At 70.5% G+C, this 12,519-nt stretch carries 9 protein-coding genes and 1 tRNA gene; 5 read left to right on the top strand and 5 right to left on the bottom strand.

Annotated elements, in window-relative coordinates:
- Positions 1-210: 210 nt before the first annotated feature.
- Positions 211-807 (bottom strand): response regulator, encoded by a 597-nt coding sequence (locus ACQHII_RS16340; RefSeq protein WP_427919994.1) that lies wholly within the window; start codon positions 805-807, stop codon positions 211-213.
- A 59-nt stretch (positions 808-866) separates the two neighbouring features.
- Here ACQHII_RS16340 and ACQHII_RS16345 point away from each other — a divergent pair.
- Together ACQHII_RS16345 and ACQHII_RS16350 are read left to right on the top strand one after the other, a co-directional pair.
- Positions 867-938, top strand: a tRNA-Arg gene (locus ACQHII_RS16345).
- 214 nt (positions 939-1,152) lie between these two features.
- Positions 1,153-1,791: a hypothetical protein gene (locus ACQHII_RS16350; protein ID WP_427919995.1), complete on the top strand. Its 639-nt coding sequence runs from the start codon at positions 1,153-1,155 to the stop codon at positions 1,789-1,791.
- Between the two features lie 364 nt (positions 1,792-2,155).
- Here ACQHII_RS16350 and ACQHII_RS16355 read toward each other — a convergent pair whose 3' ends face one another.
- Positions 2,156-2,737, bottom strand: a complete 582-nt coding sequence (locus tag ACQHII_RS16355; protein WP_427919996.1) for a lamin tail domain-containing protein — start codon at positions 2,735-2,737, stop codon at positions 2,156-2,158.
- Between the two features lie 435 nt (positions 2,738-3,172).
- Here ACQHII_RS16355 and ACQHII_RS16360 point away from each other — a divergent pair, with 435 nt between their 5' ends.
- Complete coding sequence (locus ACQHII_RS16360; protein ID WP_427919997.1) at positions 3,173-4,486, top strand: acyltransferase family protein; 1,314 nt, start codon at positions 3,173-3,175, stop codon at positions 4,484-4,486.
- Between the two features lie 393 nt (positions 4,487-4,879).
- Here ACQHII_RS16360 and ACQHII_RS16365 read toward each other — a convergent pair whose 3' ends face one another.
- The gene (locus ACQHII_RS16365) at positions 4,880-7,261 is read right to left on the bottom strand and encodes an endonuclease/exonuclease/phosphatase family protein (RefSeq protein WP_427925327.1); all 2,382 of its coding nucleotides are present in this window, start codon (positions 7,259-7,261) and stop codon (positions 4,880-4,882) included.
- 399 nt (positions 7,262-7,660) lie between these two features.
- Here ACQHII_RS16365 and ACQHII_RS16370 point away from each other — a divergent pair, with 399 nt between their 5' ends.
- On the top strand, positions 7,661-9,430 hold the full coding sequence (locus ACQHII_RS16370; protein ID WP_427919998.1) for a beta-ketoacyl-[acyl-carrier-protein] synthase family protein: 1,770 nt from the start codon (positions 7,661-7,663) through the stop codon (positions 9,428-9,430).
- 155 nt (positions 9,431-9,585) lie between these two features.
- Here ACQHII_RS16370 and ACQHII_RS16375 read toward each other — a convergent pair whose 3' ends face one another.
- Complete coding sequence (locus ACQHII_RS16375; RefSeq protein WP_427919999.1) at positions 9,586-10,500, bottom strand: Ku protein; 915 nt, start codon at positions 10,498-10,500, stop codon at positions 9,586-9,588.
- A 52-nt stretch (positions 10,501-10,552) separates the two neighbouring features.
- Here ACQHII_RS16375 and ligD point away from each other — a divergent pair, with 52 nt between their 5' ends.
- The gene (gene ligD, locus ACQHII_RS16380) at positions 10,553-11,434 is read left to right on the top strand and encodes a non-homologous end-joining DNA ligase (RefSeq protein ID WP_427920000.1); all 882 of its coding nucleotides are present in this window, start codon (positions 10,553-10,555) and stop codon (positions 11,432-11,434) included.
- A gap of 213 nt (positions 11,435-11,647) precedes the next feature.
- Here ligD and ACQHII_RS16385 read toward each other — a convergent pair whose 3' ends face one another.
- On the bottom strand, positions 11,648-12,451 hold the full coding sequence (locus ACQHII_RS16385) for a nuclease-related domain-containing protein (protein ID WP_427920001.1): 804 nt from the start codon (positions 12,449-12,451) through the stop codon (positions 11,648-11,650).
- Positions 12,452-12,519 lie beyond the last annotated feature (68 nt).

The raw sequence follows: 12,519 nt of genomic DNA on the forward strand, positions 1-12,519 counted from the left end.
CCAGCCGGTTTGGCTGGGGGCCGGGATGTGGGGGCCGGGGTGGAGAAGAAGGGGGGAGGGGTCAGCCGGTTTGGCTATGGGCCTGGGATGCGGACGCCGGGGTGGAGAAGGGGGGAGAAGTCAGCGGGATTGGTCCAGGGCCCAGGATGTGGACCCCGGGCTGGAGGCGGGGTCGAGGTGTCCATGTCGGGCGTCCGGGACCCGGGTACGTCAGCCGCCGGTGCGGCCGCCCCGCCCGGCCCGTTCGGCCTCGCCCGCGCCGAAGGGACCGCCGATGGACAGCCCACCTGCCGCATCACGCCGCCCGCGCTCGATCAACTGCCGTACGAGCGCGATGAGTTCGGACGGCTCGAAGGGCTTGGCGAGAAACGCGTCGACGCCGACGTCGAGCCCGCTGTCGACCTCGTGCTGAGTGCAGGCGCTGACGATGGCGAGGGGGAGATCACGGGTACGGGGGTCGCTGCGCAACCGAGCGGCGGTACGCAGTCCGTCCAGCCGGGGCATGACGACGTCGAGGGTGACCACATCGGGCCGTACCTGATGAATGACGTCCAGACACTCGGCACCATCGGCCGCGGTCACGACCTCGAGACCCTCCAGCTCGAGATTGACCCTGATCAACTGCCGGATGACCTTGTTGTCGTCCACAACAAGCACCCGACCCGACGCGCCTGGCACAACTCGAGAGTAGGTCCGGACCGGCCACCGCGTCCGGGTTTTCCCCACTTCCACCCCCTGCGAGGGACCCGGGACACCTCCCGGACCACCTCTCCCCCGACCTCTCTGACCACCGGGAAACCTGTTCATGAACACCGGTATGAAGCTGGTAGGGTTCTACCCGTCGCCGCGAACACCGCGACGAACACGCCCCCGTAGCTCAGGGGATAGAGCAACGGCCTCCGGAGCCGTGTGCGCAGGTTCGAATCCTGCCGGGGGCACCTGTTGCCCAAAGACCCCGCCGTCAGCGCGTCAGCTGAGGACGGGGTCTTCGTGTTTGTGCGGGCAGATGCGGCCCGTGGCGGTCGCATGGCAGGGTTCGTGGGCGAAGTGTGAACAGGATCTTGCCGTAGTGGCACGGGACGGCGTGGTCTGTGTCGCCATCAGCCGTCGACCGCAGACAGACGAACGGACATGTTGGGGGATCCCGTGGACGTGACAACTCTTGCCGTCGCACTCATCAGCGTCGGAGGAACGCTGGGCGGAACTCTCGGAGGGACGGCGCTCAGTCAGCGTGCCAACCGGGAGCAGAACCAGCGTGCTGATCGTGAACGGGAGCAGGAACGTCACGAGCAGGCGATACAGACCCGGCGGGATCTCTATGCCCGTCTGAATACCACCGCTCGCGCCTACCGGGTCGCCGCGCGGGACGCCGTCGAAGCGGCCCAACGTGGTGAGAGCATCGACCCGGCGCTTCTCGACGCTGCCAAGGAAGCCTGGGCCGACGAGTACTCTCAGGCTCAGATGGCGCTTGCGAAGGACGTCCTGGACGTGGCTTCGGCTCTCAACAGGTCGCTCGGAGTCGGGTATTCAGTCGTCAAGCAGTTGGCCGGCAGCCCCGACCCGGACAGTGCTTATCAGCGGGCGCAGACGTGGTTCAGTAAGGCGCTGTCCGACGGCGTGTACCTGCTGCGGGTCACTCTGCGGCACGACCTCGGCGTCGAGACCGAGCCCGACTTCGAGCAGACCCGTCTGCGGATGCTCGCCACTCTCGACGGCAAACGGGACGACCTCGCACGCCTACTCGCCGCGGAGCGAGCCCAGGTTCCCGGAACGGTTGGCGGAGCTCGGTAGAGGCGCCGCGCAGGGTCCACCTGCATGCCACTGCAGTCCTGGCCACCAACCCCAACAGGCGGGCGATCATTGCGTTTGGTTCCGCCGTCGCGCTACTTGTCCGCCCCATAGAGCTTCGTGTCCTTGTTGACGCCGAGGTGGACATAACCGCAGCGTCACCAGGTCAACCCGGTGGCGCTCTCGGAAGAGATCTCCTTGCACCCCCGTCACCATCGACTGGCCCTGACACTCATTCTTCTTCGTCGGCCCTGTTCCCGGTGTCCAGGACAGAGCAAGACGGCGCGCCGCCCCTGGATGGGACGGCGCGCCGTGGATGTCATGTCACTGCCGGGACGTCACTGGTCGGACGTCATCGTGCCGGTGGTCAGCGGTGGCCGCCGCCCCCGTGGCCGCCACCCTCGTGGCCGCCGCCACCGTTGTGGCCCCCGCCACCGTGACCGCCACCGTTGTGGCCGCCGCCCTCGCCGCCGCCGTTGCGGCCGCCCCAGGACTTGTCGTCTACGAGGCGGCGGTGGTCGTTGCGGAGGGTGGCGGTGTCGGAGCGGTTGTCCCAGGCGTAGTCGCGGCGGTCCTGGTAGACGTCCTGGGCGGTGTCACGGCCCTTGCCGGTGTGGACGCGGACGGTGGCGTGGCCCGCGAGGCGGAAGTGGTGGAAGGTGTAGGTCTGGCCTTCCTTGTTCGACAGCTTCCAGCCGTCGAGGTTGACGCCACGGCGGTCGTGGTTGGTGATCTCCACCCACTCGTTGTTCAGCGAACGGGCGGAGCGGTCGTCCGGTCCCGGCGAGTCGGCCTGCACGCGGCTGATCTCCACGCTCGGCCGGGCCGCGTGGTCGGCCGCGGTCGCCGGCAGTGCCGCCGCGCCGACGAGAGCGCCGGCAGCCAGCGCGGCTGCGGCCAGACGACGGACGGACACGGAAGGTGAAGAGGTCACGGGTTCCCCCAGCATGGTGCGGGCACATCCCTGGATACGGCAACGGCCGGACCCGGGCTGTGCGGTGTGCGGGTGGCGGCCTGTTGGCCGCACACCCACACCTTCTCCACCGTGCCGACGGGATATGAGCGATACGTGAATCGCGTTACGAGTCGGTCGCATTTCCGTGATTGTCGCCTGTACCGTCCATTTATGCGCGTGATGCACCAGGTTGACGCCCAGAGTTCTTGCGGGCACTGACCCGAGGTCCGTGATCGCCACGGTGCGCCACCCCAGGTCCGCCGGGGGCGTCACCCGAAAGTGGGTAACGGGCGGAGCGCTGATTCCCGTTACGTGCAGGACTCTCGGGTGCACTGCCTCCGAGCACCGGTGTCGTGACGGGCACGGATTGGTTGCGGGAGAGCGCACGTGCGCCCCAACTCCCCTACTCCCCCGGCACCATGGCGTCCCATGGGGGATTCGAGCGGGGACCGGGATCGCTACGTCGACTTTCTGCGGGCGTGGGCGATCGTGCTGGTGGTGTTCGGGCACTGGCTGATCACCGGGCTGGTGCGGGAGCCCAACGGGGTGATCAGCGCACCTGAGTTGCTCGCGACCGTGCCGTGGACGCAGTGGCTCACCCTGGGCTTCCAGATCATGCCGCTGTTCTTCCTGGCCGGCGGGCACGCGGCGGGAGGCTCCTGGGAGCGGGCGCGGGCCGAGGGCCGTAGCGCGACCGGGTGGGTGGGGCAGCGGGCGCTACGGCTGCTGCTGCCCACCGGGGTGTACAGCGGGCTGGTGCTGGTCGCCGTCGCGATCTGTGTGGCGGTCGGGGTGGACGCCGACACGCTCGCGCTCGTCGGGTGGGCGATGGCCATGCAGTTCTGGTTCCTGCCGGTGTATCTGCTGCTCAGCGCGGCAACTCCCGTTCTGCATGCGGCACATCGGCGGTGGGGGTTGCGGGTGCCGGTGATGATGGGGGCGGTCGCGCTCGTCGCCGATCTGTTCGTGGTCACCGTGCACGCGCCCGGTGTCGGGCTGCTGAACTACGTGCTCGTATGGGGCGTCGCCTATCAACTGGGCTTCTGCTGGCGGGACAAGCTTCTCGCCGAGCGGTCCGCCGTCCCCGGGTTCATGGCCGCGGGCGGTGTGGTCGGCTTCGCCGCGCTGGTCTGGCTCGGGCCCTTCCCGGTGAGCCTGATCCTCGTGACCGGGCAGAGCCCCAGTAACACCAATCCCCCGTCGGCGGCCATGCTGGCGTGGGCGGTTGGGCAGGTCGGGGTGGCGCTGCTGCTCGCGCCGACGATGCGGCGGTTGCTGGGGCGCGCTCAACTCTGGGGGCTGGTACGGCCGTTGGGCGGCATCAGCATGACGCTCTATCTCTGGCACATGCTGCCCGTGTTGGTCGTCGCCGGTGCCTTCTACCTCACCGACCTCGCCCCTGAACCGGCCTACGGGTCAGGGAGTTGGTGGGCGCTGCGGGTGCCGTGGCTGGCGGTGCTCACGGTCGTGCTGGTGGGGGTCGTAGGGGCGCTGCGGCCGTTGGAGCGTGGGCTGGCAGTGGCCTACGAGCGGACACGGGCGGGCGACGAACCGCGCAGGGGCTGGGCGTTGTGGCTCGGGCTTGCCGCGAGTGTGAGTGCGCTGATCTGGTTCGCGGGGCATGGGTTCGCCTACGGCGGGCGGTTTCCGGTGCTGCCGGCGTTGGGGCTGGTGGTGGGGGTGGGGCTGGTCATGGTGACGGGGCGGAGTGTGGTGGACCGGGGTGTGCGGCTTAGCGTCTGAGGGGCTTGTGTTGTGTTGCGGGTGCGGGCGCGTTGTGGCTGGTCGCGCAGTTCCCCGCGCCCCTTGGGGAGTTGTCCTGACCGGGACGGGGAGGGCACGCTCCTCAGGGGGTGCCCTGGTCGGCAGGGCGTGTCCTGGTCGGCGTCAAGAAGGCACGCCCCTTGGGGGTGCCCTGACCAGCATCGAGAAGGCGCGCTCCTTAGGGGGTGCCCTGACCAGCATCGGGACGTCACGCCCCTCAGGGTGCCCTGACCGGCATCGGGACGTCACGCCCCTCAGGGGCCCTGACCGGCATCGAGACCGCACGCACCTCAGAGGGTTGCACTGACCGCGTCGAGAGGCTGATGGGGCGGGGCGGCTTGCGCCGGCCCGCTCCATCGGGTGCCGGCAGTGCTAGTGCCTGCCGCACTTCGAGAGGTCGATCCGGACGATCTGCGGGTCGTGGTCGCTCGCCTGGTCCGCGAACTCCGCGTTGAGGTGGACGACGTCGTAGTTGAAGGACGTCACCGCGGGGCTGGTCAGGATGTGGTCCAGGGTCTGGGAGTTGCCGTCGTAGACGTAGGTGTAGCGCTCGGCGGCGGGGAGGGTGGTGATCAGGGGCTTGAGGACCTTGTCGGCCGTCAGGGCGGTGACTGTTTGGGAGAACTCGTAGTCGTTCAGGTCGCCGAGGACGATCGCCTTGGCGTTCCTGTCCGCCGCCAGCAGGGACTTGACGAAGGTGTTGACCTCCGCCGCCTGGGCCGCGCGCTGGGTCTCGGAGCTGCGGGCCGGGGGCTGATAGCGGCCGTGGATCGGCTGGTCGCCACCCTTGGAGATGAAGTGGTTGGCGACGACGAAGACCTGCTCGCCCTGGAAGGTGAACTCGCCGACCAGGGGCTTGCGGCTGTCCTCCCAGGCCGCGTTGGTCGGGTCGATACGGCCCGGGGAGTAGGTGAGTTCGACGCCGTGGCGGGTCTTCACCACGCTCGTGGCCGTGGTCGCGTCGCCGCCCGGGTGGTCGGTGAAGGAGACGCGCTTGGGGTTGAAGAGGAAGACCTGGCGGATGTTGCCGCCGGGCTCGCCGCCGTCCGCGTCGTTGGTCGGGGAGATGTAGCGCCACTTGTAGACCGGGCCGCCGGCCGCGCGGACCGCGTCCGTGAAGCGCTTGAGGGTGCCCTCGGCCGTCACCGTGCCGTCGTTGGTCGCGCCGTTGTCGTCCTGGATCTCCTCCAGGGCCACGATGTCGGGGGAGTTGAGGTTGACCGCGACGCCCTCGGCGAGCCGGTCGAACTTCTCCTGGGTGTCGAGCGCGTCCAGGTTCTCCACGTTGTACGTGGCGACCGCCAGCTCGTCCTTCTTCTGCTTGCGCGTCACTTCCTGCTTCAGGCCGTTGTCGACGAGGGTGCCGAGCTGGGTGGCCTGGACGTTGTAGCCGCCGTAGGTGGAGTAGTCGAGGGGACCCGTGGTCGTGCCTGACAGTTCGTCACCGACGTTGGCCGCGGGGAAGGTTGAGGTGGTATCCAGCGACATCACCTCTATACGGCCGGTGTTGGGCTGGTCGTAGGAGGAGTACAGGGTGCCGCCGCGGGCCGTTGCGTTCTCGTCGGGCTTCACCGTGACCCACAGCTCGCCGTACGCATCGCTCGCGCCGACCACGCGGGCGTCGGAGAACGTGACCCGCATGCCCTCCAGGGACTCGAAGAAGTCCTGGGCGTAGACGGCGGGTTGGAGCGGGAGGGACTCGATGCTGCCGCCGGACGCGGTGGGGATGTAGGCGTCGGGGACGGAGGTGGCGTCGAGGGTCACGGCGGCCGGGAGGGCGTTGCCGCTGGAGAGGACCGTGGTCGTCGGGCCGGTGATCTCGGTGTTGGACTGGCTGGTACTGCTGGGGTAGTACTCGCTGACCTTGCCGCTGACCAGGACCGAGTCGCCGACCGCCACCGTGGGCTTGGTGGAGCCGGTGTAGACGAAGACTGCCTCGCTGGTGCGCGGGTCGGTGTCGGGGGTGGGGTCCTGGATCCAGTAGCCGAGGGAGCCGCTGGAGCGGACGCCGGTGACGAGGCCCGGGACGCGGGTGACCGTCTGGCCGGCGTACGGCGAGAGGCGGGTCGTGCCCTGGATGTCGTGGACGCGGACGGTGCCGGGGTCGGTCGGCGAGCCGCCGTCGCCACCGCCGCCGTCGCCCGAACCGGGCGTCTGGCCCGCCGAGTTGACCGGCGACGGGGTGGCGGCGGTGAAGTCGGCCGCGTTGTCGTCGGTGTCGGCGAGCGAGTCGGCGCGGGCGACCGCGGCCGTGTTGGAGGCGCCGGCGGCCGGGCCGCTGCCCTCGCGGACGACCGCGGTGCCGTAGCCCGTCAGGTCGACGATGCGGGTGTCGGCCGCGCAGTCCGCGGCGGTCTTGCAGGTGAGCGCGGTGGTGCCGGAGACCAGGGCGATCGTGCCGGTGGTGGCGCTCATGGCGATCGAGCCGCCGGCGTCCGTGGTGGGCAGCGCGGTGGTGCCGCCGCTGCCGGTGCCCTCGCCGACCAGGTAGCGGGCGCCGGGGGCGATCGCGCCGGAGAGGGCGGTGACCTGCCAAGTGGAGCTCGCGGAAGGCGAACCGGGCAGGTACTGCACGCTGTAGCCCGACAGGTCGTAGGCCGTGGAACCGGCGTTGCCGAGTTCCACGAAGTCCCGGGTCAGGGTGGCTCCCGAGTTGCCTCCGCCGCCGTACACCTCGGCGATCACCGCCGAGGCCGACGGGGTGGCGTGCGCGGCGGGCAGGGCGGTGAAGGCGAACGCTCCCGCCGCGCCCACCGAGACGATCGAGTAGGCGGTACGGCGGGCGCGCGATCTGCGCCCTTCAGGTCTGGACACGCTGGCGGTCTCCTCGTACTTCGTGTAGCTGCCGATACCGGTGCCTGTGGGGAGTCGGCTCAAGTTACGCGCGTAGAAAGGGAGTTGCCAGAGGGCCTCGCGTTAAATCCAGGGAACAAGTGGGGGCGGGGGCGGTGACCGCGGCCGCAGAAGTGACGTTCCACACACAAGCCCGGTGATCGAATCCGGCAACTCGGTCTGTTCCAGGCGGCCTTGAGAGCTCCCGGGCCGCAATAGGTTCACCATTCAACCGTGGCTTTTTCCTGCTTCGTCCAGTTCACTCGGGATCGTTTGCCGCGCACCATAAGTCCGTTCTGAGCACAGGGAGTGTGCAGAGGTATGTCCAATTCACCCCATTCATCAGAGATTCCGTTCGCTCCTCACCCGGTGAGCGCCGCCGAAGTCATCCCCGGCGATCTGATCGCCCTGACCCCCGACGACGCCGAACGCGACTGCTGGTACGTCGTGATGCACACGCTGCCCGAGACCCCGGAGACGATCCGGCTCGCGCTGCGCCCGCCGCTCGGCGGCGCCGACCGGGACGAGGTGCTCGGCCGGAACCTGCGCGTCACCGTCGCCTGCCACCGGATGGACGTCGGGGCGATCCCCCGCCTGGACTCCCAGGACCTCGCCGCGATCGAGTTCCGGGACGGCGACCGGGTGACCACCCTGCGGGTCGTCGATCCGCGCGCCGACGAGGTGTCGTACGTACGGCGTTGGGGGGTCTGGCACCGGGACCTCGACGGGGCCGCGGACGAGGTCGCGACCGATGCCGAGGTCCGCGGCTGGGGCGGTGCGGAGTCCGTCGTACGGCATCACGCGCGGCCGGAGCGGAAGGTGGCCCCGGTCGTGCGGCAGCCGCGGCGGGTGGTGGTCACCGGGCTCGGGGCCGTCACGCCGCTCGGGGTCGGGGTCGGCGAGCTGTGGCGGGGGCTGCTCGACGGTCGGCACGGGATCCGTGAACTGGACGGCGAGGAGTTCGCGGAGCTGCCCGTACGGGTGGCCGGGACAGTGCCCGTCGACCCGGCGGAGCTGCTGCCGCGGGCGGCGGCGCGGCGGATGAACCGGGCCGCGCAGTTCGCCGTACTCGCCGCGCGGGAGGCATGGGACGACGCCGGGTTCGCCGCCGGCGGCACCCGCGAGAGCGGGCTCGACCCCGAGCGGGTCGGGGTCAGCCTCGGGGCGATCCTCGGGGACGCGGCCGTGCTGGTCGGGGGCGACCGCAAGCTGCGCGACAAGGGCCCGCGCGCGGTCTCCCCGCTCACCACCCCCATGACCGTGCCCTCGCAGGCCGCGTCCCAGGTCTCCCTCGACCTGCACATCACCGGCGAGGCCCGCACGGTCACCGCCGCGTGCGCCTCCGGCACCGAGGCGATCGGGGCGGCCATCGACCGCATACGGTACGGCCGCGTCGACATAGCCCTCGCGGGCGGGGCGGAGGCGGTCGTCACGCCGGCGATCATGGCGTCGTTCGCCGCGATGCGGGCGCTGGCCGGGCGGGGAGTGGAGGACGGTTCGTCGCCGTCCCGGCCGTTCGGCAAGGACCGGGACGGGTTCGTGAACGGGGAGGGCGCGGGGGTGCTCGTCCTGGAGGCGGAGGAGCACGCACGAGCGCGCGGGGCGCGGATCTACTGCGAGGCCGCCGGGTGGGGGCTGTCCGCCGACGCGCATCACATGGCCGCGCCGGATCCGTCGGGGGCGGGGGTCGCACTCGCGGTACGGCGGGCGGTGCGGGACGCGGGCGGGCATGTCGTGGACGTCGTCCATGTGAACGCCCATGCCACGGCGACGGTCGAGGGCGATCTCGCGGAGGCGGAGGCGCTGCGGGCCGTCTTCGGACGGCGGGCCGTACCCGTCACCGCGCTCAAGGGGCATCTCGGGCATCTTCAGGGGGCGGCCGGCGGGGTCGAGGCCGTGGCGACCGTGCTCACGCTGCATCACGGGGTGGTGCCGCCGACCGTGGGGAGTGGGGAGTTGGACGACGCGTTGGGGCTGGACGTGGTGGTGGGAGTGGGGCGGGAACTGCCGGGGGGTGGGGATCTGGCGTTGAGCAATTCGTTCGGGTTCGGGGGGCACAACGCGGTGTTGGCGTTGCGGAGGGTGGGGTAGGACTGCGCCCGGCTGGGGTGCGAGTGCGGGTGCGTTGTGGCTGTCGGGGTGCGTCCGGCCGTCGTGCGAGTGCGGGTGCATTGTGGCTGGTCGCGCCCACGCGGCGGAGCCGCATGTCGATACAGCCCCGCGCCCCTATGGGGCGCGGTTGTCCCTTACGCCGTTCGCTTGCGGGGAGTTGCCTTCTTCGTCGGGGCCTTCTTCGCTGTGGTCTGCTTCGTCGTCTTCTTCGCCGTCGACTTCTTGGCAAGGGGTCTGACCTCGGCCTTCTTGGCCGGTTCCGCGCCGCGCGACTCCTGGGCCTCGCGGACGCTCTTCTCCAGGGCCGCCATGAGGTCGAGGACCTTGCCGCTGCGGGCCGGGGCCGGGGTGCCGGCGGGCTGTTCGCCGGAGGCCTTCGCGGTGATCATCTCCTCCACGGCCTCCCGGTAGTCGTCGTGGAGGTCGGCGAGATCGACCTCGCCCAGCGTGTCCATCAGGGCGTCCGCGAGGTCGAGTTCCTTGTCGCGGACGGTGACGCTCGTGTCGGGGGCGACGCCCTCGGGGGCGCGGATCTCGTCCGGCCAGAGCAGCCCGTGCATGGCGATCACGTCGTCCACGACGCGCAGCATGCCGAGGCGTTCGCGGCCCCGCAGCGCGTACTTCGCGATGGCCACCTTCTGACTGCGCTTGAGCGCCTCGCGGAGCAGGGTGTACGGCTTGGCGGCGGGGACGCCGTTCGCGGAGAGATAGTAGGCCGCGTCCATCTGGAGCGGATCGATCCGGTCGGCCGGTACGAAGGCCACGATCTCGATGGTCTTCGCCGTGGGGATCGGCAGCTGGGCCAGGTCCTCGTCGGTGATCGGGATCATCGTGCCGTCCGCGTCCTCGTACGCCTTGCCGATCTCGGCCTGGGTGACCTCGCGGTCCTCCAGTTCGCAGACCTTGCGGTAGCGGATGCGGCCGCCGTCCTCGGTGTGGATCTGGCGGAAGGAGACGGAGTGGCTCTCGGTCGCGTTCACCAGCTTGATCGGGATGCTGACCAGGCCGAAGGAGATCGCGCCGTTCCATATGGATCGCACCTGCCGCACCCGCCTTACGGTTATCTGCTGATTGGTGACGTTTACGTGGGATTGTCATCGTATGACGCCGATCACAGAGGTGGAGGGGCGAAGGCTCGCGCTCAGCAACCTGGAGAAGGTGCTGTACCCGGCGGACGGCTTCACCAAGGGTGAGGTCCTGCATTACTACGCCACCATCGCCGAAGCCCTGCTGCCCCATCTGCGGGACCGGCCGCTGTCCTTCCTGCGGTACCCGGACGGGCCGGACGGTCAGGTGTTCTTCGCCAAGAACGTGCCGCCGGGTACGCCCGAGTGGGTCACCACGGCCGAGGTGCCCAGGTCGGAGGGGCCGGCCCGGATGGTGCTGGTGCAGAACCTGGCGTCCCTGATGTGGGCGGCGAACCTCGTCACCGAGTTCCACACCCCGCAGTGGGTGATCGGGGCGCCGGGCTCCGCCGACCGCCTGGTCTTCGACCTCGATCCGGGGGCGCCGGCGACGGTGGTGCAGTGCTGTGAGGTCGCGGTCTGGCTGCGGGAGCGGCTGGCGGCGGACGGGATCGAGGCGTACGCCAAGACGTCCGGGGCGAAGGGGCTGCATCTGCTGGCGGAGGTGGAGCCGGTGCCGTCGGAACGGGCCGTGGAGTACGCGAAGGCGCTGGCCGTGGAGGCGGAGAAGGCCATGCCCCGGCTGGTCGTGCACCGGATGACGCGGAGTCTGCGGGCGGGGAAGGTGTTCGTCGACTGGAGCCAGAACGCTGCGCGGAAGACGACGGCGACGCCGTACACGCTGCGGGCGCGGGCCGAGCCGAGTGTGTCGGCGCCGGTGACGTGGGAGGAGGTGGAGGGGTGCGGGTCGGTGCGTCAACTCACCTTTCTGGCAACGGACATGGGGGGACGGCTGCGGGAGTACGGGGATTTGTTGGGGCCGTTGCTCGACGCGAAGCGGGCGGGGGTGGTGCCTTGATTTTCGCCCCCGCCGCCCCTGCCCGTCCCGTCACTGGGGGCTCCGCCCCCAGACCCCCGATCGGCCCTGAAGGGGCCTCGTCCTCAAACGCCGGACGGGCTGATTTTTAGTGGACGACGTTGGGAAGTGGCCGGACGGGCTGAGTTTTGGTGGCCGGCGTCGGGAAGTGGCCGGACGGCCTGGACAGTGGTGGCCCGCGTCGGCCGGGCATCGTCACACCTTCCCCCACGTGTGCCGATCCCGGGCCATCGCGTGCAGCGCCTCCACATCCGCCGGCTTCAGCACCCCGCCCGTCCTTGCCAGGCCGGGGAGTTCCGTGTCCTGGAGGACGCGGACCTCGCGGAGGGGGGTCGTGACCGTGACGTCGGTCGGGCCGGCCAGCGCCAGCAAGGGGCGGACCTCGGCCGTGAGGGCGTAGGAGGCGCGGTCGGCGTCGGAGCGGACTCGGCGGAGGAGGGGGAGGGGGTCGCGGCGGCCCAGGGTGACCATGGGGTCGGCGATGCGGACGCGTTGCTTGCGGGCGTACAGGGTGTGGACGGCGAAGAGGCCGCCGGGGCCGATCACCAGGTGGTGGAGGCGGTCGCCGCCGGGGAGCGGGATCGAGTGGAGGGTGTGCCAGCCGGCGCCGTCGAGTGCGTCCAGGGCCTCGCCGACGGCCTGTTCGGCGGTGAGGGCGCGGCGCCGCCGGTCGGGGCGGAGCCGGTGCTGCGGGCCGGGGTCCCGGTCGAGGGCGAGGTGGAGCGCCTCGCCGGGGCGGTTGGGCGCGAGGTCGTCGTCGGGGTGGAGGGAGAGCCGCGCGAGTTCCGCGGGGGTCGGGACCGGCGGCGGGCCGATCGTGACCGGGCCGGTGAGGAAGGGGCCGAGGGCGTGCAGCACGTCCTCCCTGCTGTCCTCGCTGAGCAGGTTGATCCTGGCCGCCTCCCGGTCGTACCAGGCGACGTTCCTTCCGTCCGTGTGACAGACGTACAGCCGTTCCTGACCATGGCGCCAGGTCGGTACGATGCGCAGTCCGCTCATGCACCATCACCCCTCGACCATGGGAACAGGCGGGGTGCTCAAGGGGCAAGAACCCGGTTACCTTTGGG

This window comes from Streptomyces sp. cg40, from assembly GCF_050320165.1.
Taxonomy (GTDB): domain Bacteria; phylum Actinomycetota; class Actinomycetes; order Streptomycetales; family Streptomycetaceae; genus Streptomyces; species Streptomyces hokutonensis.